The sequence below is a fragment of the Colwellia sp. D2M02 genome, assembly GCF_018860755.1.
Lineage (GTDB): Bacteria > Pseudomonadota > Gammaproteobacteria > Enterobacterales > Alteromonadaceae > Colwellia > Colwellia asteriadis.
The window spans coordinates 11,951-37,378 of record NZ_JAHKPW010000042.1 but is presented as its reverse complement, the minus strand read 5'-3'; the positions used below and the strand labels follow the sequence as shown (position 1 = coordinate 37,378).

General features: G+C 37.8%; 21 protein-coding genes. 15 read left to right on the top strand and 6 right to left on the bottom strand.

From position 1 onward, the window contains the following. Nucleotides 1-232 precede the first annotated feature (232 nt). The 14 genes from KO495_RS06560 to KO495_RS06495 all read left to right on the top strand — a co-directional run bounded on the left by KO495_RS06560 (nt 233) and on the right by KO495_RS06495 (nt 16,715). Nucleotides 233-1,948 carry a lysophospholipid acyltransferase family protein gene (locus KO495_RS06560; protein WP_215979600.1) on the top strand — a complete coding sequence of 572 codons (1,716 nt, stop codon included), beginning with the start codon at nt 233-235 and terminating at the stop codon, nt 1,946-1,948. Nucleotides 1,949-2,300: 352 nt separating this feature from the next. After that, nucleotides 2,301-5,435, top strand: coding sequence for an FAD-binding and (Fe-S)-binding domain-containing protein (locus tag KO495_RS06555; protein WP_215979599.1), 3,135 nt, complete (start codon nt 2,301-2,303; stop codon nt 5,433-5,435). 146 nt (nt 5,436-5,581) lie between these two features. Further along, nucleotides 5,582-5,800 (top strand): hypothetical protein, encoded by a 219-nt coding sequence (locus KO495_RS06550; RefSeq protein ID WP_215979598.1) that lies wholly within the window; start codon nt 5,582-5,584, stop codon nt 5,798-5,800. A gap of 180 nt (nt 5,801-5,980) precedes the next feature. Beyond that, nucleotides 5,981-6,625, top strand: coding sequence for a hypothetical protein (locus KO495_RS06545; RefSeq protein WP_252738843.1), 645 nt, complete (start codon nt 5,981-5,983; stop codon nt 6,623-6,625). A gap of 51 nt (nt 6,626-6,676) precedes the next feature. Continuing rightward, complete coding sequence (locus KO495_RS06540) at nt 6,677-6,949, top strand: hypothetical protein (protein WP_215979597.1); 273 nt, start codon at nt 6,677-6,679, stop codon at nt 6,947-6,949. A gap of 293 nt (nt 6,950-7,242) precedes the next feature. Next, on the top strand, nt 7,243-8,238 hold the full coding sequence (pheS, locus tag KO495_RS06535) for a phenylalanine--tRNA ligase subunit alpha (RefSeq protein WP_252738842.1): 996 nt from the start codon (nt 7,243-7,245) through the stop codon (nt 8,236-8,238). Between the two features lie 10 nt (nt 8,239-8,248). Next, entirely contained in the window at nt 8,249-10,672 is a 2,424-nt protein-coding gene (pheT, locus tag KO495_RS06530; protein WP_215979596.1) for a phenylalanine--tRNA ligase subunit beta, read from the top strand. 3 nt (nt 10,673-10,675) lie between these two features. Beyond that, nucleotides 10,676-10,975, top strand: a complete 300-nt coding sequence (locus tag KO495_RS06525; RefSeq protein WP_215979595.1) for an integration host factor subunit alpha — start codon at nt 10,676-10,678, stop codon at nt 10,973-10,975. A gap of 313 nt (nt 10,976-11,288) precedes the next feature. Next, the gene (locus KO495_RS06520) at nt 11,289-13,112 is read left to right on the top strand and encodes an ABC transporter ATP-binding protein/permease (protein ID WP_215979594.1); all 1,824 of its coding nucleotides are present in this window, start codon (nt 11,289-11,291) and stop codon (nt 13,110-13,112) included. Nucleotides 13,113-13,134: 22 nt separating this feature from the next. Continuing rightward, nucleotides 13,135-13,704: a DUF1415 domain-containing protein gene (locus KO495_RS06515; RefSeq protein ID WP_215979593.1), complete on the top strand. Its 570-nt coding sequence runs from the start codon at nt 13,135-13,137 to the stop codon at nt 13,702-13,704. 116 nt (nt 13,705-13,820) lie between these two features. Next, on the top strand, nt 13,821-13,973 hold the full coding sequence (locus KO495_RS06510; RefSeq protein WP_215979592.1) for a hypothetical protein: 153 nt from the start codon (nt 13,821-13,823) through the stop codon (nt 13,971-13,973). Nucleotides 13,974-14,110: 137 nt separating this feature from the next. Continuing rightward, a complete protein-coding gene (locus KO495_RS06505; protein ID WP_215979591.1) occupies nt 14,111-14,773 on the top strand; it encodes a LysE family translocator in 663 nt (220 codons plus the stop codon). Nucleotides 14,774-14,933: 160 nt separating this feature from the next. Continuing rightward, nucleotides 14,934-15,788 (top strand): hypothetical protein, encoded by an 855-nt coding sequence (locus KO495_RS06500; protein ID WP_215979590.1) that lies wholly within the window; start codon nt 14,934-14,936, stop codon nt 15,786-15,788. A gap of 21 nt (nt 15,789-15,809) precedes the next feature. Then, the gene (locus tag KO495_RS06495; RefSeq protein WP_252738841.1) at nt 15,810-16,715 is read left to right on the top strand and encodes a glucosaminidase domain-containing protein; all 906 of its coding nucleotides are present in this window, start codon (nt 15,810-15,812) and stop codon (nt 16,713-16,715) included. A 64-nt stretch (nt 16,716-16,779) separates the two neighbouring features. Here KO495_RS06495 and ttcA read toward each other — a convergent pair whose 3' ends face one another. Further along, nucleotides 16,780-17,706 carry a tRNA 2-thiocytidine(32) synthetase TtcA gene (gene ttcA / locus KO495_RS06490; protein WP_215979589.1) on the bottom strand — a complete coding sequence of 309 codons (927 nt, stop codon included), beginning with the start codon at nt 17,704-17,706 and terminating at the stop codon, nt 16,780-16,782. Between the two features lie 609 nt (nt 17,707-18,315). On the opposite strand from ttcA, the gene KO495_RS06485 reads away from it, so the two are divergent. Then, the gene (locus KO495_RS06485; protein ID WP_215979588.1) at nt 18,316-19,947 is read left to right on the top strand and encodes a methyl-accepting chemotaxis protein; all 1,632 of its coding nucleotides are present in this window, start codon (nt 18,316-18,318) and stop codon (nt 19,945-19,947) included. A 138-nt stretch (nt 19,948-20,085) separates the two neighbouring features. Here KO495_RS06485 and uspE read toward each other — a convergent pair whose 3' ends face one another. From uspE to KO495_RS06460, 5 genes are all read right to left on the bottom strand, one after another. Continuing rightward, nucleotides 20,086-21,030, bottom strand: a complete 945-nt coding sequence (gene uspE, locus KO495_RS06480; RefSeq protein ID WP_215979587.1) for a universal stress protein UspE — start codon at nt 21,028-21,030, stop codon at nt 20,086-20,088. 153 nt (nt 21,031-21,183) lie between these two features. After that, on the bottom strand, nt 21,184-21,903 hold the full coding sequence (gene fnr / locus KO495_RS06475) for a fumarate/nitrate reduction transcriptional regulator Fnr (protein WP_215979586.1): 720 nt from the start codon (nt 21,901-21,903) through the stop codon (nt 21,184-21,186). A 56-nt stretch (nt 21,904-21,959) separates the two neighbouring features. Further along, nucleotides 21,960-22,679 carry a sulfite exporter TauE/SafE family protein gene (locus tag KO495_RS06470; protein ID WP_215979585.1) on the bottom strand — a complete coding sequence of 240 codons (720 nt, stop codon included), beginning with the start codon at nt 22,677-22,679 and terminating at the stop codon, nt 21,960-21,962. After that, nucleotides 22,679-22,936: a cbb3-type cytochrome oxidase assembly protein CcoS gene (gene ccoS / locus KO495_RS06465; protein WP_215979584.1), complete on the bottom strand. Its 258-nt coding sequence runs from the start codon at nt 22,934-22,936 to the stop codon at nt 22,679-22,681. Before ccoS ends, KO495_RS06470 begins: the two co-directional genes overlap by 1 nt. Before the next feature lie 24 nt (nt 22,937-22,960). Continuing rightward, the gene (locus KO495_RS06460; RefSeq protein ID WP_215979583.1) at nt 22,961-25,390 is read right to left on the bottom strand and encodes a heavy metal translocating P-type ATPase; all 2,430 of its coding nucleotides are present in this window, start codon (nt 25,388-25,390) and stop codon (nt 22,961-22,963) included. Nucleotides 25,391-25,428 lie beyond the last annotated feature (38 nt).

Below are 25,428 nucleotides of genomic sequence, written 5' to 3'. Positions count from 1 at the left end.
CGCCAGTTAACCTAAAGTAGTAGCGTAGCCACACAGCATAACGATTTACTAAATATCTCTTAAACCTAGTTCAGGTTAAATAGTCACGCTTTATAACGTCTCTACCGGTTATTTAAAGACGTGGCCATCAAAGTCTGTCATAAATTTGTCAAGTAAATGTCAAATATAAGCCATATAGCTTGATTACAGTGGAACTTAACTTGAAAAGTTATCCACTTGTGGAGAAAGCAATATGTTCAATGTTGACCAAGTCGTTACTGAGAAACTCCCTAAGATGAATCACCAGTCATTGGTGAGCAAAAGCGTGAAAACTATTTTACGTTATTTATTACACGAACAAGCGTTAGTTGAAATTGAGCGAAAATACCCACACGCTAAAGGGGTCGATTTTGCTGAAACCATTCTTGACCATTTTGATTTTGGTTACTGCATCAGTGATAAAGATAGAGAAAAAATACCAGCCAATGGTCGTGTTGTTATTATTGCCAATCACCCCATTGGCACCTTAGATGGCGCTGCGTTAATTAAAATGGTTAGTGAAATACGCTCAGATTTTAAAGTGATTGCCAATGACTTACTGATGAATGTTAAACCGCTGCGCAATATTTTATTGCCGGTGAATAATATGGCGGGTAATACTGCGAAACAAAACCTCGATGCGATTTATCAGCACCTCAATAATGAGGGGGCTGTTATTATTTTTCCTGCGGGAGAAGTATCACGCATTAGCCCCGCTGGCATTAGAGACGGTAGTTGGCATAAAGGCTTTTTACATTTTGCTAGCGCAACGAATTCCCCTATTTTACCGGTTTACATTGATGCGAGAAACTCAGCATTATTTTATGCGGTATCAAGTATTTATAAGCCGTTATCTACCTTGTTTTTAATCAAAGAAATGTTTAAACAAGCACACAAACGTATGAATATTAAAATTGGCAATGTTATTCCGTTTGAACATTACGATGCGCTAAAAATTCCGTTGGCGAGTAAGGCTAAACTTTTTAAAAAGCACTTGTATAATATTGGTTATAACAAGGCCGAAATATTAAAAACTGAAAAAGCTATTGCTCACCCCGAAAATCGCGCAGAGCTTAGAATGGCGATTAATGAATGTGAGCAGCTCGGTAAAACTGCCGACGGCAAAACCATTTTACTTTATCGACATGAAAGCAGCTCACCCATTATGCGTGAAATAGGTCGCTTGCGTGAAGTGTCGTTTCGTTTAGTTGGTGAGGGCAGTGGACAACGACGCGATATTGATTGTTATGATCAACATTACCTGCATTTAATTTTATGGGATGATGACGATTTAGAGATTGCTGGCGCTTATCGCTTTGGTGAAAGTCAAAAATTAATTGATGATCCCGAGTCTTACGGCTTGTATACCAAAACGTTATTTGATTATCAGCCACATATGAATGCCATTTTTGCCCAAGGATTAGAGTTAGGACGTAGCTTTGTCCAGCCTAAATACTGGGGCAAGCGCAGCTTAGATTATTTATGGGTAGGAATTGGGGCTTTTGTCGCTAGAAACCCACAATATCGCTTTTTATTTGGTCCTGTTAGTATCAGTAATACTTTACCAAATACTGCGAAAAATTTACTCATTCACTATTATCAACACTACTTTAAAAGTGAGCAGCAATTAGCTAAGGCGAAAATACCTTTTCAATTGAGTGAAGTAGTGCAAGAGCAATGGCTGTCAAGCTTTGACGGTAACGATAAAGAGAAAGATTTTATCACAATGAAGCACTTGTTAGCTAACTTAGGCGTTAGCGTACCAACGCTTTATAAGCAATATTCAGCATTGTGTGAAGATGATGGTGTGAGCTTTTCAGCGTTTAATATCGACCCTGACTTTAATGATTGTGTTGATGGTTTAGTCGTCGTTGATCTTGATAAGTTATTGCGTAAAAAGCGTGCTCGCTACATTGAAAGTCATCAGTAAACAATGGCAACTATAATTATTTTTAGCTGTTTTCATTAACATTGCTCATTGCTGTAGCAGAGTATTGAACTAGCGTTAGCAGCTAAAAACTTATCTTGTTGTTATTCATTTTGGCAAATTATTAAATTGTTCGCTTACAACGTTAGAAAATGACCTTTAATTTAGCGTAAAGCGTTGTAATGGACTATCAACAACACGACATTTAATTAAAGGTATTATTCACTATTGGTAAATATAAATTCATAAAAGCGTGAAAAATATCATTAACAAGGTGAATTTATTCGTTTTTAGAGTAAAAATTCAGTTTTAGCGTGATATACTCGAGCTACTGTCCTGTTTTAATTTTTACCTTATGCTTCCATATATTAGTCATCAAGAACACTTACCGCCGTTATACCAAAATTTTGTTAACGACTTGAATAAAAACAACTTTAGTGGTGATGTTAATGCGAGTTATAGCGCTCGCTTGGCAGTGGCAACAGACAATAGTATTTATCAGCAATTACCGCAATTGGTTATTCATCCGCGCAGTAAACAAGATATTGTCATTTTAACGTTATTAACTCATAACGATGAATATCGTGAGATTAAATTTAGTGCTCGTGGCGGCGGTACAGGTACTAATGGTCAAAGTTTAACGCCAGGTGTGATAGTTGATTTATCTAAATACATGAATAAAGTATTAGAAATCAACGTCGCTGAAAAGTGGGTGAGGGTTGAAGCAGGTGTGGTTAAAGACCAGTTAAATGATTATTTGCGTCCTCATGGCTTTTTCTTCGCACCTGATTTATCAACGTCAAATCGCGCGACAATTGGCGGCATGATTAACACCGATGCTTCAGGGCAAGGCTCGTTAGTCTATGGTAAAACCTCAAATCATGTGTTGGCATTGGACTCTGTTTTAGCTAATGGTGAGCTACTTAGTACTGCGCCAATGAGCTTGACTGAGGCGCAACAAATCGCTGAGCAAGGCTCCACTTTAGGTCAAATTACCAAACAAGTATTAGCTTCATGCTTAGATAACCGAGCACTCATTTTAGAAAAATTTCCACGCTTGAACCGTTTTTTAACGGGCTATGATCTTGAAAACGTGTTGCAAACAGCTAAAGGTGATACTAATGGCGAGCTAGCAATATTTGATTTATCGCGCTTGATCACAGGGTCTGAAGGCTCGCTGGCGTTTGTTTGTGAGGCCAAATTAAATATTAATCCAATTCGTGTCGCTAAAACCTTAATCAATATTAAGTACGATAGCTTTGACTCGGCGTTACGTCACTCTCCAGCCTTAGTTGAAGCAAAAGCTACGTCAGTTGAAACTATTGACTCAAGGGTATTAAATTTAGCGAAGCAAGATATTGTTTGGCATAGTGTTAGTGATTTAATTGCTGATGTACCAGATAAAGTCATGGATGGCCTCAACGTTGTTGAATATAACGGTGATAGTATTGAAGGTTTAGCAGCGCAAGTTGCTGAATTAACCACGCAGCTTGACGAATTAATTGCTGGTGACAGCGCGCAAAGTGGCGGTGTTATTGGTTATCAAGTTACTTCAGATCTCGCTAGTATTAACAAGCTTTATGCAATGCGTAAAAAAGCGGTTGGCTTATTAGGTAAAACTGAGGGCAGCCAAAAACCATTGGCCTTTGCAGAAGATACTGCTGTTCCACCAGAGAACCTAGCCGATTTTATTGCAGAGTTTAGAGCTTTACTTGACGGTCATCAACTTAATTACGGTATGTTTGGTCATGTAGATGCGGGCGTATTACATGTTAGGCCTGCGCTTGATATGTGTGATGAAGCGCAAGAAAAGTTACTTCGTGTGATTTCAGATCAAGTCGTGAAGCTGACCGCAAAATATGGCGGCTTAATGTGGGGCGAGCACGGTAAAGGTTATCGCTCTGAATATGGTCCTGAGTTTTTCGGCGAGCAATTATTTACTGAGCTCAGAAAAATAAAAACCGCTTTTGACCCGTTTAATAAAATGAACCCAGGTAAAATCTGTACGCCAATTGATTCAGCTGAACAGTTGGTGAGCGTTGATGATACTAAACGAGGCTATTTTGATAGGCAAATTCCAATACAAGTGAAAGAGTCTTTCACTGCAGCGATGGATTGTAACGGTAATGGTTTATGTTTTAACTATGACGCAGATAGCCCGATGTGTCCGTCGAGTAAAATTACTCGTGATCGACGTCATTCTCCGAAAGGACGCGCAGGGCTTATGCGTGAATGGCTGCGGTTATTGGAAAAGCAGGGCGTAGATATTTTAGCCCTTGAAACGCAAGTTAATCACTGGTCAGTGAAAAAGCTACTTGATGGCACTATTGGCAAATTAAAAACGGGACTGTTTAAAAAAGAAGAGAACCAAGACGATTTTTCTCATGAAGTGATGGAAGCGATGCAAGGATGTTTAGCTTGTAAAGCATGCGCAAGTCAATGTCCGATAAAAGTTGACGTGCCCGACTTTAGATCGCGCTTTATCAATATTTACCACTCTCGCTATCCGCGTCCGATGAAAGATCACTTAGTAGCGAACGTAGAAATACTCGCGCCGCTAATGGCTAAAGCGCCAAAATTAGTGAACAGCGTACTTAACACTAAAGCTTATGAAAAAATTTCAGAAAAAACTATTGGTTATGTTAATACACCAATATTGAGTGTACCGACCTTAAAAAAACAAGTAAAAAATGCAGGCTTTTGTGGTTTTGACTTAGATAAACTACGTAATCTGACCGAAGATCAGCGCAAAGGTTATGTATTAATTGTACAAGACCCGTTTACGTCGTTTTATGATGCTAAAACGGTTGAAAGCATGATGACACTCATTAAAAACTTAGGGCTAGAGCCAATATTATTACCATTTAAGCCTAATGGTAAAGCGCAACACGTTAAAGGATTTTTAGCGCGCTTCGCTAAAACGGCAAAATCAACCAGTGATTTTTTAAATCAGCTTGCCGTGTTGAATATTCCTATGCTGGGCATGGATGCTTCTATGGTGCTCTGTTATCGTGACGAGTATCGTAAAACCCTGGGGGAGCAACGAGGTGATTTTAACGTATTGTTGGCGCACGAATGGCTACTAACCTTTATTCAAAATGATGAAAAATTTAAAGCAAAATCTACGCTAAAAAATGTTCCTGACTTTAAGTTGTTTGCGCATTGTACTGAAAAAACTGCGCTAGTGAACAGTGAGAATGAATGGCAACAAATATTTTCGTATTTTGGTCTTAACTTAGAAAAAGTTAGCGTTGGTTGTTGTGGTATGGCAGGAACTTACGGTCATGAAAAAAATAACCTAGCGAATTCAAAAGGCTTATTTGAGTTAAGTTGGCAAGGAAAAATTGAAGCATTATCAGCAGAGCAAATACTAGCAACAGGATTTTCTTGCCGTTCGCAAGTTAAACGCTTTAGCGAATTAAATGCTCGTCACCCTGTTGAAGCATTATTGAGCATAGTTAACGCTGAAAATAAAAGTGTCACTGTGTAATAATCACGCTAGATTAAATAAGGATAGATCATGAATAAAGCTGTTTTTTTAGCGTAGTTAGCATTACAGCAAGCACTTTTTCACCGCTTTGTAGCGCATTAGAGCTCTATAAAGATGAAAAAATCACGGCCGACTTTAATGGTAATTTGTCAGCATACTATTTAAAAGCCGATGATATTAGCCAAGTTGCAGATGGTTTTTCACGCGTTTATTTTGATCTATCACATCACATAAAACATAACTGGCAAGCTATTGCTAAGTTAGAATGGGGTGTTCAACTTTCTACTACTGATGATAGTATTATTGTCAATCACAATGGTTTAACCAGTACCGGGCCTAGTAGTGATACTTTATGGTTAAGATAAGGTTTTGTTGGTGTAGAGCACCAAGATTACGGACGTTTCACTTTAGGTAAACAGTGGGGTGTTTCTTACGATATTGGTGGTGTAACTGACTGGTTTTAAGTATTTGGTGCTGAAGCTTCAGGTACCTATAATTTTGGTACCGATGGTGGATTTTCAGGTACTGGGCGCGCCGAACAAGCGTTGCAATATAAACTCAACTATCATCAGTTTTCTTTTGGCGTTCAGTATTTAGCTTCTGATGAAAATTTACATATGGTTGGAGAAGGAGTTAAAGATTTATCTGCGGTGCTTAATTTTGAAAACTCTTATGGATTTTCAGTTATTTACCAAGCACCATTTGAGCTAGGCCTTGGTTTAGCGTACAACGTTGCTAAAGTCAGCTTGGCCGCTAATGGTTTAAAAACAGAAACGGTTGATGATGAATTGATCTCCGCTCATTTAACCTATCGCCCTTATGGGAGTCTTGGTCTTCACGTCGCGCTGGTTGTCACTGAAATGAAAAATCATGATATTAATGATTTAGGTCAAGTGATGGCAAAATCAAGCGGTATAGAATTATTCAGTGCCTATCGTTTTGAAAATGAAATTTCTTTAATTATTGGTTATAACTCATTAAAAGATAATTCATCATTTTCAAGTGCTCATCCTGATTTAGGCGCTGATGGCAGTTATCACAAAGAGTATTTTATTTTAAGTGCAAAATATCATTGGGATGAAGATTTTTATCTGTATATCGAAAGTAAACGTGATCGATCTAAGCTGGCAGCCCAAACACAAAGCTTAGCTGAAAATGCTACTGGTATTGGCATGATGTTTACTTTTTAGCGCGAAATATTAATTTCATATTAATATTTCGTAATTTCAAGTGAGGTCGCCATGAATGAAGATACGCTGATTAAACTATTAAAAACGTCAATTGGTATTGGTTTGTGTTTATTGCTTTTAGGAATATATTTACACAACTTCAGTGAAACCATGGAAGCGATGGGCGTAACAGGGATTATTATTAGCGCTGTATGTATTGCCTTGGGTTTAGTGTTTTCCTTACCGACAAAAATGTATCTCACCTTTATTCTTGTTAAGCGTGAAACAGATAATGCAGTTACAGCTAAGCATGAAAAAACAATAACCAACAGAAAAAAAACATAAAATTCACTTGTTGCTTTTTGCTGCCATGGTATGGCGTTGACCACAGAGAGCGCCGCTAGTTTAATGCCTATTGCGATACTGAACGCAGCAGGCTTATAAATATCTTATCTATTACAGGTCATACTTTTCTATAAATAGCGCTATACCATCAAAAAATCCGCTATTTACTCTACATAATCATCACTTTTCGTGTAAAATCTATTCCATTTTTACTATTTGACTTAATCTCTTTGTAAACAGCAGGTTCAACTTTTTACTGTTGCTGTTTATTTACCCTGGATTTAGAGGAAATCATGAGTTTAGACACCACCACTATAGATGGCATTGTAGCCCAGGCAGAAACTGCCATTAAAGACGCTACAGATCCTAATGCGCTTGATCAAGTGCGCGTTAATTTTTTAGGTAAAAAAGGATTATTTACCGAGCAAATGAAAGGCTTAGGTCAATTATCAAAAGAAGATAAACCTAAAATGGGCCAAGTAATTAATATTGCTAAACAAGCAGTACAAAAATTACTGAACGAGCGTGGTGAGTTGTTACGCGCAGAAGAAATTAAGCAAAAGTTAGCCGCAGAGTCAATTGATGTAACTTTGCCTGGTCGTGGAACTCAAATTGGTGGTTTACATCCAGTAACACGTACTATTGCCCGTATAGAGAGCTTTTTTGGTGATTTAGGCTTTGAAGTAAAAGATGGCCCTGAAGTTGAAGATGACTATCACAACTTTGATGCGTTAAATATTCCTGAGCATCATCCTGCTCGTCAAGATCATGATACTTTTTATTTCAACCCTAAGTTAGTGCTACGTACACAAACTTCAGGTGTGCAAATTCGTACTATGGAAGTTGAAAAACCGCCATTACGTATTATTTCTCCTGGTAAAGTTTACCGTAACGATTACGACCAAACACATACACCAATGTTTCATCAGGTTGAAGGTTTAATGGTTGATAAAGATGTTAGCTTTACTCACCTTAAAGGTATTTTACACGACTTCTTACATCACTTTTTTGAAGAAGAAGTGGAAATTCGCTTCCGCCCGTCATACTTCCCGTTTACCGAGCCTTCAGCTGAAGTTGATATTATGGGTAAAAATGGTAAATGGTTAGAAGTATTAGGCTGTGGCATGGTTCACCCTAATGTATTACGTAGTGTTGGCATTGACCCTGAAGTGTATACCGGCTTTGCGTTTGGTATGGGGGTAGAGCGTTTAACTATGCTGCGTTATGGCGTAAATGATTTACGCGCATTCTTCGAAAACGATCTTCGCTTCTTAAAACAGTTCAAGTAGGAAACCCATAATGAAATTTAGTGAATCTTGGTTACGTGAGTGGGTAAACCCTGCGCTTTCTTCTGATGAATTAGCTCATCAAATTACTATGGCTGGTTTAGAAGTTGACGGTGTTGATCCGGTTGCTGGTCAATTTAGTGGTGTGGTTATTGGTGAAGTGGTTGAATGTGGTCCTCACCCTGACGCAGACAAATTACAAGTAACGAAAATTAGCTTAGGTGACTACAGCTCAGATACTGTAGTAAAAGGCGAATTAGTTGATATCGTTTGTGGCGCTAAAAATTGCCGCTTAGGCTTAAAAGTTGCGGTAGCAACGGTTGGTGCTGTATTACCGGGTGATTTTAAAATTAAAAAAGCTAAGCTACGTGGCGTACCATCATTTGGTATGTTATGTAGTGAGTCTGAAATTGGTTTAGCAGAAAGCTCAGACGGTATTATGGAGCTAGCAAATGATGCTCCGCTTGGTACTTGTGTCCGTGAATATTTAGACTTAGATGATGTAACTATTGATGTCGACTTAACCGCTAACCGTGGTGACTGTTTAGGTATTAAAGGGTTAGCACGTGAAGTAGGTGTACTTAACTCACTTGAAGTGACTGAACCAGAAATTACAGCCGTAACGCCGGTTATTGACGATGTATTAGCAATTAACATTGAAGCTACTGAAGCCTGTCCTCGTTATTTAGGGCGTGTTATTAAAGGTATTAACCCGACAGCAACAACCCCATTATGGATGGTTGAAAAGCTGCGCAGAAGCGGTACACGCTCAATTGACCCTGTAGTAGACGTAACTAACTATGTGTTATTAGAGCTAGGTCATCCAATGCATGCGTTTGATTTAGCAAAAATTGATGGCAGCATTAATGTACGTTTTGCTAAAGCCGAAGAAAAATTAACATTACTCGATGAAAATGAAGTGACGTTAAAAGAAAAAACCTTAGTGATTGCTGACGATAAGAAAGCCTTAGCTATGGCTGGTATTTTTGGTGGTCTTGAGTCTGGCGTAACATCAAGTACTACCGATATTTTCTTAGAAAGTGCTTTCTTTGCACCACTAGCAATTTTAGGTAAAGCACGTCAATACGGTTTACACACTGACTCTTCACATCGTTATGAGCGTGGTATTGATCCAACGTTACAACATGACGCAATAGAACGAGCGACTGAGCTACTTATTAGCATTGTTGGTGGTCAAGCAGGACCCGTTGTTGAAGCGCAATCAGAAGCCGATATTCCAGAAACTAAAGCGGTAAGTTTACGTCGCGTAAAACTAGATAGCCGTATTGGTCATCATATTGAAGATGCACAAGTAACTGAAATTTTAACGCGCTTAGGTTTTGCTGTAGCGCAAACTGGTGAAAGTGTTGAAAAAGTATGGCAAGTTGTTGTTCCTGCATACCGCTTTGATATTAAAATTGAAGTTGATTTAATTGAAGAAGTTGCGCGCATTTTTGGTTATAACAATATTCCTAATATTGCGCCTAGCGCGACATTAAGAATGCGTGCGCAAAAAGAAGCTAAGCTATCGGTTGCCAAATTAAAACAAACCTTAGTTAATCGTGATTATCAAGAAGCGATCACTTATAGCTTTGTTGACCCTAAGGTACAAAGTTTACTTCACCCTAACGAAGCAGTAATGACATTACCGCACCCAATTTCATCAGAAATGTCAGTAATGCGCTTAAGTTTATGGACAGGGTTATTGCAATCTATGGCGTATAACCAGAACCGTCAGCAAGGCCGTGTACGCTTATTTGAAAGTGGCTTACGTTTTGTACCTGATGCAAGTGCAGAAAATGGTGTACGTCAACAAAACATGCTCAGCGGTGTTATTAGCGGTCAACGTGTTGATGAACATTGGAGCATGGAAAAAGCCGCAACAGACTTTTTTGATATTAAAGGTGATGTTGAAGCGCTACTTGCACTGACGAGTGATGCCAATGCTTATGAATTTTCAAAAGCTGAAGTTGCCGCATTACACCCAGGTCAAACGGCTAAAATTACTAAAAATGGTAACTTAGTGGGTTATGTTGCTGCCTTACATCCTGAATTAGAAAGAAAATTAGGATTAAATGGTCGTACCTTAGTTTTTGAGCTATTGTTATCAGAAGTGTTAGTACAAAAAATACCCGCAGCCGCTGATATCTCTCGTTTTCCTGCTAACCGTCGTGATTTAGCGATAGTAGTAAAAGATGATGTAGATGCAAAAAAAGTTTTACAACTTGTTGAAAAGGTTGGCGGAAGTTATTTAATTGATCTAAACTTGTTCGATGTATACACAGGACAAGGCGTTGAAGAAGGCTTTAAGAGCTTAGCTATCGCCTTAGTACTACAAGATACCAATAAAACTCTAGAAGAAAAAGACATCACTGATGTTATCGATAGAGTGGTTGATACCTTAAAAACCGAGTTAAATGCATCACTGAGGGACTAAGCAATGGCGCTTACCAAAGCAGAAGTAGCAGAACATTTATTTGAAGAAGTTGGGCTGAGCAAGCGCGACGCAAAAGCAATGGTTGAGATCTTTTTTGAAGAGATTCGTGAAACTTTAGAAAGTGGTGAACAAGTGAAGCTTTCTGGTTTTGGTAACTTCGACCTACGTCAAAAAAGCGAACGTCCTGGTCGTAACCCTAAAACCGGTGAAGATATTCCAATTTCAGCCCGTAAGGTAGTTACATTCAGACCGGGGCAAAAGTTGAAGAGTCGTGTTGAAGAAGGTAATGGCGACGAGTCGTAATACTCGTATTGGCACTTTACCCTTTAACCAATCATTCGGTTACTACAGTACAATATCGTTATTACGGTGATGTAATTGCGGTTAGACAACCAAAAAAACCATACTAGCTAAGCTAGTATGGTTTTTTTATTTAAACCTTAAGGTTTAGCGCCTTAAGATATATAAACACAGTTCCTGTTAGTGCTCTGTATAGCTCATACCATTTTTAACACTCGCTCTTATTGTTTCACAATGAAGCAAATAAAAAAGCAACGCCTTTAGAAAATTTAGATTATGGCTTATTATAGGTGTTTCTTCTCAAGCAAAGTACGCCATGCGCCGCTCTAGTTATCCAGAACATGAAGTAAACACTATAAACTGGCAAGCCTTTAAACTTATTCTGCCGTATCTTTTTGAATATAAAAAGCGCATTGCTGTAGCGATGCTTTGCTTAGTACTCACCAAAGTTGCGAGTGTTTATCTGCCATTCATTCTTAAAGATATTGTTGATACCTTGGATGCCAATGACAATAAAGATCTTGCTAGTTCAGCCTTAGCCATTGTGCCATTGGGTTTAGTGCTTGCTTATGGTTTAGTACGTTTGTCTATTGTGGTGCTTGCCGAAATTCGCGATACCTTATTTGGCCGCGTTACTGAACGTGCTATTCGCCGTATTGGTTTGAAAGTGTTTAGGCATTTGCACCAACTCGACTTAGACTTTCATTTAAATCGGCAAACTGGTGGTTTATCACGAGATATTGATCGAGGCACTTCAGGCATTAACTTTTTAATGCGCTTTATGGTGTTTAATATTGTGCCAACCTTGCTTGAGATTGTCATGGTAGTCACCATTTTATTTGTTAATTATGGCATTTGGTTTGCTCTGATAACCTTAGGCTCTATTTTAACTTATATTGCGTACTCGGTTTATGCGACTGAACTTAGAACTCGTTATGTTAGGGAAGCGAATAAAGCTGACTCGTCTAGCAATACCCGCGCGATTGACAGCTTACTTAATTATGAAACCGTTAAATACTTTACTAACGAAGAATATGAAGCCCAAGCTTATGATCAGCAACTTGCTAGTTGGGAGCAAGCCAAAATAAAAAACCGCCTATCTTTATTTGCGCTTAATGGTGGTCAGGCTCTGATTATTGCTATCGCAATGACTTCAATGCTTGCACTCGCTGCGGTAAAAGTGAGCGAAGGGAAAATGAGTTTAGGTGACTTTGTATTAATTAACGCCTTTATGATGCAATTATTTATGCCACTAAACTTTTTAGGTTTTGTTTATCGTGAAATTAAAGGCTCCTTAGCGAATATTGAAAACTTATTTTCATTGTTAGGGCAAACGGCAAAAATTAGCGATCGCGACAATGCTAGCGAACTATTACTCAACCAATCCGGCACTAATCATGACGCTAGCCAAGCAACTATTTGTTTCGATAACGTCTCATTTTCATATGAGGTAAAGCGGCCAATTATTAACGAGCTGTCATTTATGATCAAAGCCGGGCAAAAAGTAGCCATTGTTGGTCAAAGTGGCTCAGGGAAGTCGACCTTAGTTAAACTGCTTTTTCGCTTTTATGAGGTTACCGGTGGTGAGATTCGTATTAATGAGCAAAATATCAGTGATGTGTCGCAGCACTCTTTACGAAAGCAGATAGGTATCGTCCCTCAAGATACGGTACTTTTTAACGATACTTTGTTTAATAATGTTCAATATGGTTGCATAACAGCAACTAAAGAGCAGGTATTAAAAGCGATAGAAATGGCTCACTTAGCTGACTTTGTGGCGAGTTTACCTGATGGGCTTGAAACTAAAGTAGGTGAGCGTGGTTTAAAATTGTCAGGTGGTGAAAAACAACGTGTGGCGATTGCGCGTACTATTTTGAAAAATCCACAAATATTAGTGTTTGATGAAGCCACTTCATCACTTGATAGCCATTCAGAGCAGGCAATACTTAAAGCCATTAATGATGTAGCTAAAAATCGTACTAGTGTAGTGATTGCACATCGGCTTTCAACCATTGTTGATAGTGATAATATTTTAGTTATGGCTAAAGGTGCTATTGTTGAGCAAGGTACACACCAGCAACTATTAGCAATGCAGGGGCAATATAGTAAAATGTGGCGCTTACAACAATCTGAAACATAACAACGTATAAAGCGAAATAAGCATGACAAGTAAAAACAACTATTCACCTGCTATTGATGCAACTAAAGCATGGTTAGCTGAAATTATTATCGGCTTAAACTTTTGTCCCTTTGCTAAAAAAGAGTTTGTTAATAACACTATTTATTACCATCAATCAGCTACATCTCAAGTGAAACCAGCATTGCATGAGTTTATTGAACAGTGTCATTATTTACAAAAGCATGATGAAATTGAAACAACACTGATTGTTTATAATGATGGTTTCAGACACTTTGAACGCTACTTAGACTTAGTTGACTATGCTAATGATTTATTGATTGAATCGGGTTTTGAAGGGATATTTCAGTTAGCCACTATGCACCCCGAGTATTGCTTTGCCGGTGAAGATTTTAATGAACCGAGTAATTTCACTAACCGTTCACCTTACCCTATGCTGCATATTATTCGAGAAGCCAGTATGGAAAAAGTATTGTCGGTTTATAAAGAACCTGAAAAAATACCTGAAAATAATATTGCTTTAGCTGAGAAAAAAGGTAGCGATTATTTTGAGCAAGTCTTGCAAATGATTCATCAAAAACACCCGCAAAATTAGCACGAGCCTACATATTATCGATAACGATTTTGCACATTCAAATAACACTTTAGTTAAGTATGAATTTTTATTTTTCATACAATAGTTGCTCAAATCATGTTTGTAGAGGTGTTGAGATGAAAGCAAGCTATTGTGGGAAAACCTATCAATTTGATTCATTTGATGAAACGTGGCGTTTTTATCGTCAAATACTTAACGCGTTAAAGCAAGTAAATAACCCTAAGGTAACTCATGAAGAGAGTCGTGCATCTGACCCTGTTCATTTGTGATTTATTATTATTTTTATGATGCGCAAAAAGAATTAAATAAAATGATAAGTTGTAATTTTAAAGATTAATTACGTCTTTATTGGCTTCTCAGGTAGAATACCCTTTTATTTTTAGCCTATTTTTGAGTGACGGGGTGTATGGGGTATTTTGAACAATTTTTAGTTATTGTTGTTGTGCATTTTCTTGCTGTAGCCAGCCCAGGTCCTGACTTTGCTATTGTGCTAAAACAAAGCATTCGTTATAACCGTAAAGTTGCCATGTATACCAGTTTAGGTATTGCTGCAGGTATTATTTTACATGTGACTTATTCATTAGTCGGTATTGGGTTACTTATTGCGAGTGATGAGCGCTTATTTACGGCATTAAAGTATATAGCTGCTGCTTATTTTTGTTATATCGCTTGGCATTGTATTCGTGCTGAAAAACCAGCAGAAGTAATGCAAGAAGATAAGTTAACTCAAACAGAGCTAACGCATCCAGCGGATGTAGAGCAACCGCCATCCGCTAAAAAGGCTTTCTTTACTGGCTTTTTAATTAACGGTTTAAATGTTAAGGCAACGTTGTTTTTTGTTAGTTTATTCTCAGTGGTTATTGCGCCTGACACACCATTAGGTATCAAATTAATTTATGGGCTTTATTTGGTGATCGCTACGGGTAGCTGGTTTTGCTTTTTGTCGTATTTATTAACACAAGATAAAGTGAGAAAGTTACTTGCTCGTAAAGGCTATTTATTCGATAGACTGATGGGGGTAGTGCTTTTTATACTTGCCATACAGTTAGTGTTAAGTGATTTAAGTTAGTACAATGTACTTAGTGTGTATGTATGATAGATATTGATATTATTGAATAAAGCTTACGCGCATATACAATATGTTGCTGGTAAAATGTGTTTTATTAATCATAGGCACGTTGCTAGCGCTGTTTTTGTTAAGCTGTTTTAGTTAAATAAGGTTAGTTACATTGTCAGAAAAAAATAGTAAAGAGTTAGAATGCTCCCTGTTGAAAAATGCATTAACGGGTAATTATATCGTTGATGTTAATGCGATATTTAAAGAAGCATGGCAGAAAACATTACAGAGTAGAATGTCGATTAATATCGGTCTATGTTTTATTTTATTACTTGGTACGCTAGTTTCGTTAACTGCTAGTAATTTGATGGGCGGCATTGAAGCGGTATTAAAAGATCAAAACGCGATGAGTATTCTAAATATCGTAGTTACCATTGTTATTTGGCCATTTCTTGCTGGTGTTGAAATGATGGGGGTTTTGCATGCTCGCGGACAAGAAACACGCGCTATTATGGTGTTTTCTTTCTTGCAACGTGGTAGCTGGGTTGCTTTATGCGCATTGTTAACATCGATATTAGTTGGCTTAGGTTTTCAATTATATATGGTGCCCGGTATCATTTTAGCCGTGCTTTTATCATTAACGATTCCATTGGTTGTTGATAAAAAACTATCGCCATTAGCAGCAATAAAAGTGTCTGTTTTGTCATTGCGTTTCAAGTTCTTTCAAATATTTAGATTGTATTTATTTTTGTTTATAGCATTACTTGTTTTGGCTATGCCAGTGGCATTGTTGGCTGATTCGGCGATTGGACCTGTTGCTATTATGTTATTTTTGTTTGGTATGACGTTTTTAGCACCGTTGTATTATAACGTTAAAGGTATACTCTACCGTGAGATATTTGCGGTAAAGACTAAAGATAGAGAAGATAATGTTAACTCAAGGGAGTTAAACTCTTCTACACCAGAGTCAACTAAAGCTTCTGATTCGGATGACTCAAACGGCTCAAACGGTACGTTTTCAGCTTAAAAATATTTAAAGGAGTTTATATTGATTAAGTTATTTTTGTGGTTAAGCTTTTTGGCCTTTTTGGTGGTAACACTGTTAGCACCTTTCACTTTTTTAGTGCCGGATAATGCTGAAAGTAGTTTAGCAAAAAGGCTTATAGCAGAGCAGCAAAGTCAAGACAAAGAACGACAAAAAAGTCGTGAAAATAAAAAAACAGTTAAAAAAGTGGTAGAGCAACCGTTACATAATGTCGATTTACCAGACTTTGCTGCCATTGCAGATGTCTCAACTAAAAAGGCACAATTCTTTGACTTTATTACCCCTGCGATTGTTGCTCAAAATGAGCGTATTTTAGCAACCCGCACTAAGCTAGAGTATTGGCTTGAACAAATGACCTTAGAATTAGGGTTAACAGAGCAAGAAGAGGCTGAGTTACAAATATTAGCGAAGCGTTATCGATTAAAAAAGTCACGCTCAAATTTGCAAAAAGTAAATGAGTTATTAGTACGTGTTGATATTATTCCTTTACCACTGGTTTTGGTGCAAGCGGCAAATGAGTCGGCATGGGGCACTTCTCGTTTTTCTCGAATTGGATTAAACTTTTTTGGTATTTGGTGTTACGAGCCAGATTGTGGCATGGTGCCTAATGGGCGTAACAAAGGAGCAAAGCATGAGGTTGCAGCATTTGATAGTGTAGATGATGCAGTAAGAGGATATTTTAGAAATATAAATACCCACAATGCTTATCAAGTATTTAGAACGATTAGAGCGCAGTTAAGAGCGAATAACGAGCCTATTGCACCTGAAATATTAGCGACAGGGTTGTTACCTTACTCGGAGCGAGGTGCAGACTATGTGTTAGATATTACTGACATGTTGCGTCACAATCAGCGCTTTTTTGAAGATGAAACAACTTACTTTGATAATACAACGAGTTATAGTGAATAACAGATAAAAGTATGAGCTTAACCCAATATTGATTAAATAAAGGGTTAGGCTTTTTTTATAGCTGTTATTGCACTTCAATAATAGTTAATTGCTCGGTTTTATTCGTGGGCATTTTAGTCTCTTTAGCGCTTCCATTAAAGTTCAATTCAGGCTCGTCAAAAGCAGTATCACCACCATTAATTACTCCCGAATTACTGTTAATATCACTAAAGTTAAATAGCTCATTGTCACATAAATGTGATGGTACAACGTTTTGCATTGCGGTAAACATTGACTCAATACGGCCCGGAAACTCTTGGTGCCAATCGTTAAGCATTTTCTTAATATTCTGACGCTGCATATTCGGTTGCGACCCACATAAATTACAAGGAATGATAGGGAAGTGTTTTAATGCCGCATATTGAATTAGCTCACTTTCTTTACAAAAGGCTAATGGTCTAATAACAACATGCTCACCATTATCAGACACTAATTTAGCTGGCATCGCTTTCATTTTACCGCCGTAAAACATGTTAAGCATTAAGGTTTCAATCATATCGTCACGATGATGCCCTAATGCAACCTTAGTCGCGCCAATATTTTTCGCTACTTTATATAATATTGCGCGTCGTAAACGAGAGCAAAGACTACAGGTTGTTTTCCCTTCAGGAACTTTCTCTTTAACAATACCGTAAGTGTCTTCTTCAACAATATGGTACTCAATACCTAGCTCGTTGAGATATTGAGGTAATATATGCTCAGGAAACCCAGGTTGCTTTTGATCAAGGTTAACCGCAACAATATCAAAGTGAATAGGCGCAGATACTTTAAGTAACATCAGAATACTTAACATTGCATAGCTGTCTTTACCCCCAGATAAACACACCATGACCTTATCACCGTCTTCAATCATATTGTATTGGGATATGGCTTGACCCACATGGCGTCGAAGCTTTTTTTCTAGCTTCATTAATTGTGTTTTTTGCAAGGCAGATAAAGGCGTATTAGACATGGGGATCAGTATTAATTCTACAAGTTGTTAATTGCCGCGCATTATACGCTTTATCGTAAAAAAGTAAAAAGTTGATCGTTTCAGATTTATGTTAATGAAGATGAAGCTATTACATGATGAGCTTTTTAGGTGAAAATGTGTCATTTATCACTATTGCTAACTTCATATTTATGGAGCCAATAAAGGTGTGATAATGTAACACAATATTTACGGGGTAGGTTACCGTGATTTATTTTTATACATAATTAGGTGATCGCCTAAGCGTTAATTTGTACAGACAATTTATAGTTTGAAAATCACCTCAAAGTTATATTTTATATTTTTTGGTTTGTTTGTTTTTATTATCAGTCGGTTACGGTTCGATTTGGATTGCTGTTATTTCTTTTTTCTCTCTTTATAAGTTTTATGTAAATAATAATTAGTTCTATTTACAGTTGGGTATTATACTAGAGCCTTATTAATGTTAATTTAATGTTAAATAAAGTATTGGTATATATCAGTAATAAAATAAATTTTTTTGTTATATAAGGTGGATCCTAAGTTAAAACCTAATGCGTTAATTTCAATACTTTCAACATGCATTTTTAGAAGTCACTATGGGTAGTAAACATGAAGTTGTTGTTAAATAAATTGACAGTTAAGTATAAGTTGTTGCTTTTAACTTTAGTTACATTATTAAGTTTGGGCACAGTAGTATGGGTATCAATACAAACCTTAGATGAGAACTTAGTCGAGGATCGGTATATTAAAACCGCTCATTTGACTGAGGCTGCATCAAATACCATTAAGTATTTCTATCAACAGTATCAGTTAGGGAGTTTTAGCGAGGAAGATGCAAAAAAACATGCATTGGCAGCCATAGCTACTATGAAGTATGACGAGCAAGAGTATTTTTGGGTTAATAGTCTTGATTACATTATGCTAGCTCACCCATCGGAAAAGCTATTAAACACTAACATCAAATATATTAGTGATGCCAATGGTGTATATTTATTTACAGACATGGTTAATTTAGTGACTGCTCAAGGGGCAGGCTACGTTGACTATTATTGGGTAAAGCCGAATAAAACCACTCCAACACATAAAGTTTCATACGTGAGCTTATTTGAGCCTTGGGGGTGGGTTGTTGGTACGGGAATATACCTCGATGATGTAGATGAAATCTTTTGGGATAGTGCTATTCGTTTAGTTATTTTTTCGGCTCTTTTTCTCGTATTGACTTTGTGGTTATCTCATCAAATTAGTCAAAACATCTATAAACCTCTGAATAAAATTCGTAATGTGATGGTGGATGTTAACCAAACACATGATTTAACTGTGTTGTTAAAAGCGCAAGGTAGTGATGAAATTGCAGATATTGGACGTGCGTTTAATAGCATGTTGAGCGAGTTTAGAGCGGTGTTGCTAGGAATATCTAACTCATCTAGTAGCTTAGCAACTCAAGCAGAAGAGCTTTCAGCGGTAACTGAGCAAATTAATCAAGGTATGTCATCGCAACGTAGCGATATTAGCAGTGTTAATAATGCTGCCGATGGGATGGTGTTAGCTATCAAAGAGGTCTCTGAAACGACGCAAATAGCGTTAGTCGCTACTTGTAAGGCAACAGATGAAACTAATGATTGTGCTCGAGTACTAAATGATAATGTTGCGTCAATTAATAATTTAGGCGATCGAGTTGAATACTCCGCTGGACAAATGCTTGAGTTGAAAAAGGCGAGTAATGACATTGGTGAGATTGTTTCAGTGATCCAAGGTATTGCGGAACAAACAAATTTGCTCGCTTTAAATGCTGCTATTGAAGCTGCCCGTGCTGGAGAGCAAGGCCGTGGCTTTGCAGTTGTCGCTGCTGAAGTAAGAACGCTAGCAAGCCGCACTCAAGAGTCAACAGGAAACATTACCTCGGTTATTGAGTCAATTCAGCAAGGAGTTGAAGCGGCGGTAATGAATATGACGCAATGTCAGAAGCAGGCTGATGAAAGTGTCGAGTTAGCTAAAAAAGCAGGACAATTAGTTCAGCGTATGCAACAGGGAATGGTTGAAGTAACGGAGTTAAATAGTGTTATTAGTACGGCAACAGAAGAGCAAAGTGCAACTACTGAACAATTAAGGGAGTTGATTAAGCAAATTAACATTATGGCTGAAGAAACAACTTATAGTGCTTCACATACGGCACAATCAAGTGAGAGCTTAGCAAGTTTTGCTATTGAACTTAATGAGATGGTGATTAGCTTTAAAGTATAGTCATTAATATATAATTTGAAGGCCGCTTTAAGTGTTCCGTTCAACCTTCAATAACAAAGAAAAGCAGCCTAGTTTATATTAAGCTGCTTGATTTATAGGTATTTTTGCTTCGGTTGGTTTATTTACATTTATTTAATGCTAGTTAGCCAGCGGAGAAATATAACCGTCAGGTTTTAACGCTAATACATCACAGTTTAACTGATCAATCACATGTTCAGCGGTATTACCAATCAACGCTGCTGATATGCCAGTACGACCAATGGTTCCTAAAACAACTAATTCAGCATCTAGTTTTCGGGCAAACTCTTCAATAACCGTTTCTGGTAAGCCTTCACCAATATGAGTGTTTGTTAATTCAACACCAAATTGTTCAGCATGTGTGTTCATGGCTTCTTGGTGATGCTTTAGCATGACTGCATTGTATTCGGTGGCATCAAACTCAGGAACTTCAATAGCGATATTAATTGGGGTGCCAGGGTAAGAGTTGACTAAGTGTAAATTACCGTCAACCACACCTGTTAGTTGTTTAGCTTGCTTTGTTATTTTGCTATTGAGCGAGCTATGTTCGCTCTCATCACTACCAATATTAAGAGCTGCTAGAATATTACCATTTTTTGGCCACTCGTGATCTTTGACTAACAATACCGGGCATGGACACTTTCTCAGGATATGCCAATCAGTAGGTGTAAAGACTACTGATTTAAATTTATCATGTTGATGAGTTCCTTTAATAACCAGATCAAAGTTGTGCTCAATTACTTGATTGATAATGGCTTCGTAAGGCCTGTTATGCCATACGACTTTGCTAGTTACTTGCGTATTAGGCGCTATTTCGGCAATAATTTCATCTAACCATTTTTGTTTCTCATCGATAACCATTTGACGCATAGAGTCGCGTTCGTTATGAGATAGTATTGTTGTCATCTCATAGGAAAAATCAAAAATGCTGAAAAAAGCAGTAATATTAATGGCTGTATTGTTATTTTTATGAATACGTGAGGCTAGATCTACAGCTCGCTTTAAGGCTTTTTGCTCATCAGTTGTTGGGTCGATAATAACCAGTATATTTTGATACATTTCCATGGTAAACCTCTCGTTAATAAAAGTAATTCATAACTACTTTATAGCAAAATTGAGGAGTGAATGCTTGATTTAAATTAAGATATTATGAATTGATTTCATTAAACACCGAGATAAACGGAGCTATCTCGGTGGAGGAGGAAAAGCTATAACTAATTAAATTTCTGCGACGTCAGACAAGGCGTCAATATCTACAATAGTAATTAATTTACCGTCTACTTTGATTAAGTTACTTTTATGAAAACGATTAAGTAAACGACTAATCGTTTCAACAGTTAAGCCAATATAATTACCAATATCGCTACGAGTCATGGTTAACCTAAATTCAGTTGCTGATAATCCTCGCGAATGATAGCGCTCACTTAAGGTCACTAAAAAAGTAGCTACACGTTGCTCAGCGTTTTTTCTATTAAGTAAGGTTAACATTGCCTGATCGGTTTTAATTTCATTACTCATTAGACGTAATACCTGCTTTTTCAACTTAGGCATAGTGTTAGAGAGCTGATCAAGGTTATTATAAGGGATTTCACAGACCATCGAAGTTTCAAGCGCCTGAGCAAAGCTAGGGTGACAGCTTTCTGCAATGGCATCAAAACCCAGTAAATCTCCTGCTAAATGAAAACCTGTTATTTGTTCTTCGCCTTGCTCATTAACCGTAAATGTTTTGAAAGTCCCTGAACGAATAGCAAATAAGGCGTGTAATTGTTGTCCGTCATGAAAAATTTTATCGCCTTTATGAATAGGACGTTTTCTATCGATAATGTCATCAAGGCTATTTAACTCTTGCTCATTCAGTGAAAAAGGTAAACATAATTCACTAATACTGCAGTTTTGACACTTAATGTGTTGTATACCGGGGCAATTTTTACTTGGCATAATAGATAATAACTCTTAATTTAAAGGACTGTAATATCGACCGTGCTGATAGGGTATTAGAACATTAATTGATATGCAACAGTTAAACTATAGCAGCCATATAATATTAGAGAAATTGCCATTGTTTTCTTGAAGTTAGCATTAAGCAAAAGGCTTTTAAAGCTATTAATACCTAGAGACAGTGCTATGAGCGCAGGCAAAGTACCTAAACCAAAAAATAACATTATTCCTGCTCCTGTTAGGCTACTTCCGCTCGCTAATGACCAGGTGAGGGTTGAATAAACTAGCCCACAAGGTAACCAACCCCATAAAGCCCCTAAACCTAAAGCTTTTTTGGTGCTATTAACGGGAATGACATACTTAGCTAATGGTGACAAATAACGCCATAAATACTTCCCAAGCGCTTCTACTCTGTTTAACCACATTAACCATTGACCTAAATATAAGCCGAGTAGAATTAAAAATATGGCAGCAACCATGCGCAAGCCCCCAAGGGGAACACCGATACTTTTTGCAGCTAATGAGCCACTAAAGCCGACAATCGCGCCAATCAAGGTATAGCTGGCAATACGGCCAATATGATATGAAAATATTAAAGACGTGTTATTGCTTGATTTTGTCGGGTAGGTCTGCTGTTCAGTGATCGCAATATCACCTTGTTGCTGAGGTTTTTCAGTAGCCGACGTTAGCATGGTAGTAATACCCCCACACATGGCTAAACAGTGACCTGAGCCTAGTAAACCAACAATAAAAGCTGATAGTAAATCGGTTAGCATTACTTCTTTACGTCAGCGCTTGAATTATTGGTGGGGTTTGTAGCTAGAGGTGCAGCGTTAGCTTTTGCTGCTATATTGCTATCACTCGGCGCTGATTTTTCTTGATCTTTTTGCTGGCTATCATCATTAAACAAGATACTCATACCTTGTTTTTCTAAATCATCAAATTGCTCTGTTTTAACTGCCCAGAAAAAAAGATAAATCCCTAATGCGGTTAAAATCGCCGCAACTGGAATTAAAATATACATTATACTCATCACTAAACCCTCGGTGTTTACTAATTACTTTTTCAACAAGCGAAGTGAATTAGTTATGACTAAAATAGAGCTGGTTGACATACCAATGACTGCCATGTAGGGCGTGATATAACCCGCTACGGCCAATGGTAGTACAATAGCATTATATCCAAACGCCCATAAGTAGTTTTGAATAATAATTCGACGGGTTTTATGACCCACCTTTATTAGCGTATTGATGCTACTTAATTTATTGTTAAGTAAAATAACATCAGCACCACTTTTAGTAATATCGGCGCCACAACCCATCGCAATAGATACATGCGCTGCGCCAAATACAGGTGAGTCGTTAACGCCATCACCGGTCATGGCAACATTAAGTTTTTCATTTTGCTGAGCTTGCTGAATTTTATGCATTTTATCTTGAGCACTAAGCGAGCCTTCAACAGAACTTAGCGGTAACACCGTTGCTAACTTATCACAGGCTTGTTGACTATCACCAGATAGCAGCATAGTACGGCCGGTTTTATTAAGCGCTTCAATAACAGCATTCGCATCGTCACGAATTTGATCGACCAAATAAAATGAGGCGATAACTTGGTTGTTTTTAATTAATGTACAATTTGCATCTTGATGATTGCTTATCGCTTGTTGTGCATTTTCATCTAATTGTGAAATAGCCCAACCACTTTTACCAATAGTGTAATGATCAGCATCAATATCACCGCTAACCCCTTTACCTGAGTGCACAGTAATATTTTGAGCTTGAATTGAGAAGTCACGATGGGCGGTAAATGGCTTCGCAATGGGATGCTCAGAGTGTGCCTCTAATGCCGCAGCAATAGCAAGCACATTCTCTTTAGTATATTCGCCATTAACTTCCACGCGGTTTATTTGAAACTCGCCTGTGGTTAAAGTCCCTGTTTTATCAAAAGCAAAGCAATTTAATTGTGGTACGGCTTCCATTACATGCCCACCTTTGATCATAATGCCGTCTTTATTAAGACGTGTTGTTGCACAAGTTAATCCTGTAGGTGTTGCTAAGGAAAGGGCGCAAGGGCAGGTTGCCACTAATACTGATAAGGTAATCCAAAACGCTTCTTCTGGTAGATGTTGATGCCAATATAGCGCGGTACAAATAGAGGTGATTAAAATCAGCGCAACAAAAAACTGAGCTATTTTATCTGACAGTTGCGCCAGTTTAGGTTTATGCGCTTGGGATTGCTCACTTAATCGAATCAATTGGCTTAAAAACGAATGGCTGGTAGGCTGTTTGACTTGCACGGTAATATTGCCATCACCATTAATGGTGCCGGCAAAAACGTTATCAGTGACGGATTTACTAATTGGTAATTGCTCACCGGAGAGCATGGCTTCATTAAGCTGGCTTGAGCCTGAAACAATAACGCCATCAGCAGGAACCACTTCGCCTGGTTTGATTAATACATGATCATCAACGACTAATTGTTTCGCTGCAATAAGTTCTTCTTCATAGGTGTTATGACCTGCTGGTGAAGTGATAGTCGTTAGTTTTGTCGCAGTCATTGGCATTAGTTTTAATAAGTTGGCAGATACTTGCGCTGCGCGTGATCGGGCTCTAAATTCGAGAAACTTACCAATGAGCAGTAAAAAGGTAAACATACTGACAGATTCAAAGTAAACTTCACCTTGTCTGGTAATAGTCGCCCATGCGCTGGCGGTAAAGGCGAGTATTATAGCAATGGAAACGGGGACATCCATTGAGAGCCGTTTCATTTTTATGGCGTTAAACGCACCCGTATAAAATGGAAAGGCGCCATAAATTATAATTGGTGTGGTTAATATAAAGCAAACCCAGCGGAAATAGTGTTTATGATCTTCTGACATGTCAGAAAATGCACCAAAATATAAACCCGTGGCAATCATCATCACCTGCATCATTAAAATGCCACTGATGCCTAAGCGTTTAATAAAGGCTTTGCTTTGTTTTTTATTACGTAACTCGGCTTCATTCGCTTTAAAAGGGAGAGCGTGGTAACCAATGTTTTCAATAGCGGTTAAAATATCGCTTAAGTTGAGTTCTGCATGACGCCATTTAACAGTAGCACGCTGTGTAGTCGCATTCACACTAATACTGACCAAGCCTGACAATTTATCAAGTTGCATTTCAATTAACCAAGCACAAGCTGCACAGCTAATACCATCAATGGTTAAAATAGCTTCTTTGGTGTCATTATCTTGATAAATAAACTCGTTTTGTAATGCCGCTTCATCAAGTAGTTTATTTTTTTGTAATTGTTCAGGAATGAGCGATTGTCCCTTATTGGCAGGCTCAGTTCGTACTGAATAATATTGAGTTAAGCCATTATCAACAATGGTTTGCGCTACTGCTTGGCAACCAATACAACACATTGGCTGTTCGGTGTTATTAATAGTAACCAAAAGGCTTATACCCGAAGGTACAGCCTCGTTACAATGAAAACATTTTAGAGTCATGGCTTAAAATCTATTAAAATAAAACACTAGCGGGATGT

Coding starts and splice junctions, on each gene's coding strand:
- KO495_RS06510 (WP_215979592.1), top strand. CDS start 13,821: ATGAAAGCAAGCTATTGTGGGAAAACCTATCAATTTGATTCATTTGAT.
- KO495_RS06525 (WP_215979595.1), top strand. CDS start 10,676: ATGGCGCTTACCAAAGCAGAAGTAGCAGAACATTTATTTGAAGAAGTT.
- ccoS (WP_215979584.1), bottom strand. CDS start 22,936: ATGAGTATAATGTATATTTTAATTCCAGTTGCGGCGATTTTAACCGCA.
- pheT (WP_215979596.1), top strand. CDS start 8,249: ATGAAATTTAGTGAATCTTGGTTACGTGAGTGGGTAAACCCTGCGCTT.
- KO495_RS06515 (WP_215979593.1), top strand. CDS start 13,135: ATGACAAGTAAAAACAACTATTCACCTGCTATTGATGCAACTAAAGCA.
- KO495_RS06485 (WP_215979588.1), top strand. CDS start 18,316: ATGAAGTTGTTGTTAAATAAATTGACAGTTAAGTATAAGTTGTTGCTT.
- ttcA (WP_215979589.1), bottom strand. CDS start 17,706: ATGTCTAATACGCCTTTATCTGCCTTGCAAAAAACACAATTAATGAAG.
- KO495_RS06560 (WP_215979600.1), top strand. CDS start 233: ATGTTCAATGTTGACCAAGTCGTTACTGAGAAACTCCCTAAGATGAAT.
- fnr (WP_215979586.1), bottom strand. CDS start 21,903: ATGCCAAGTAAAAATTGCCCCGGTATACAACACATTAAGTGTCAAAAC.
- KO495_RS06555 (WP_215979599.1), top strand. CDS start 2,301: ATGCTTCCATATATTAGTCATCAAGAACACTTACCGCCGTTATACCAA.
- KO495_RS06520 (WP_215979594.1), top strand. CDS start 11,289: ATGCGCCGCTCTAGTTATCCAGAACATGAAGTAAACACTATAAACTGG.
- KO495_RS06540 (WP_215979597.1), top strand. CDS start 6,677: ATGAATGAAGATACGCTGATTAAACTATTAAAAACGTCAATTGGTATT.
- pheS (WP_252738842.1), top strand. CDS start 7,243: ATGAGTTTAGACACCACCACTATAGATGGCATTGTAGCCCAGGCAGAA.
- KO495_RS06460 (WP_215979583.1), bottom strand. CDS start 25,390: ATGACTCTAAAATGTTTTCATTGTAACGAGGCTGTACCTTCGGGTATA.
- uspE (WP_215979587.1), bottom strand. CDS start 21,030: ATGGAAATGTATCAAAATATACTGGTTATTATCGACCCAACAACTGAT.
- KO495_RS06505 (WP_215979591.1), top strand. CDS start 14,111: ATGGGGTATTTTGAACAATTTTTAGTTATTGTTGTTGTGCATTTTCTT.
- KO495_RS06470 (WP_215979585.1), bottom strand. CDS start 22,679: ATGCTAACCGATTTACTATCAGCTTTTATTGTTGGTTTACTAGGCTCA.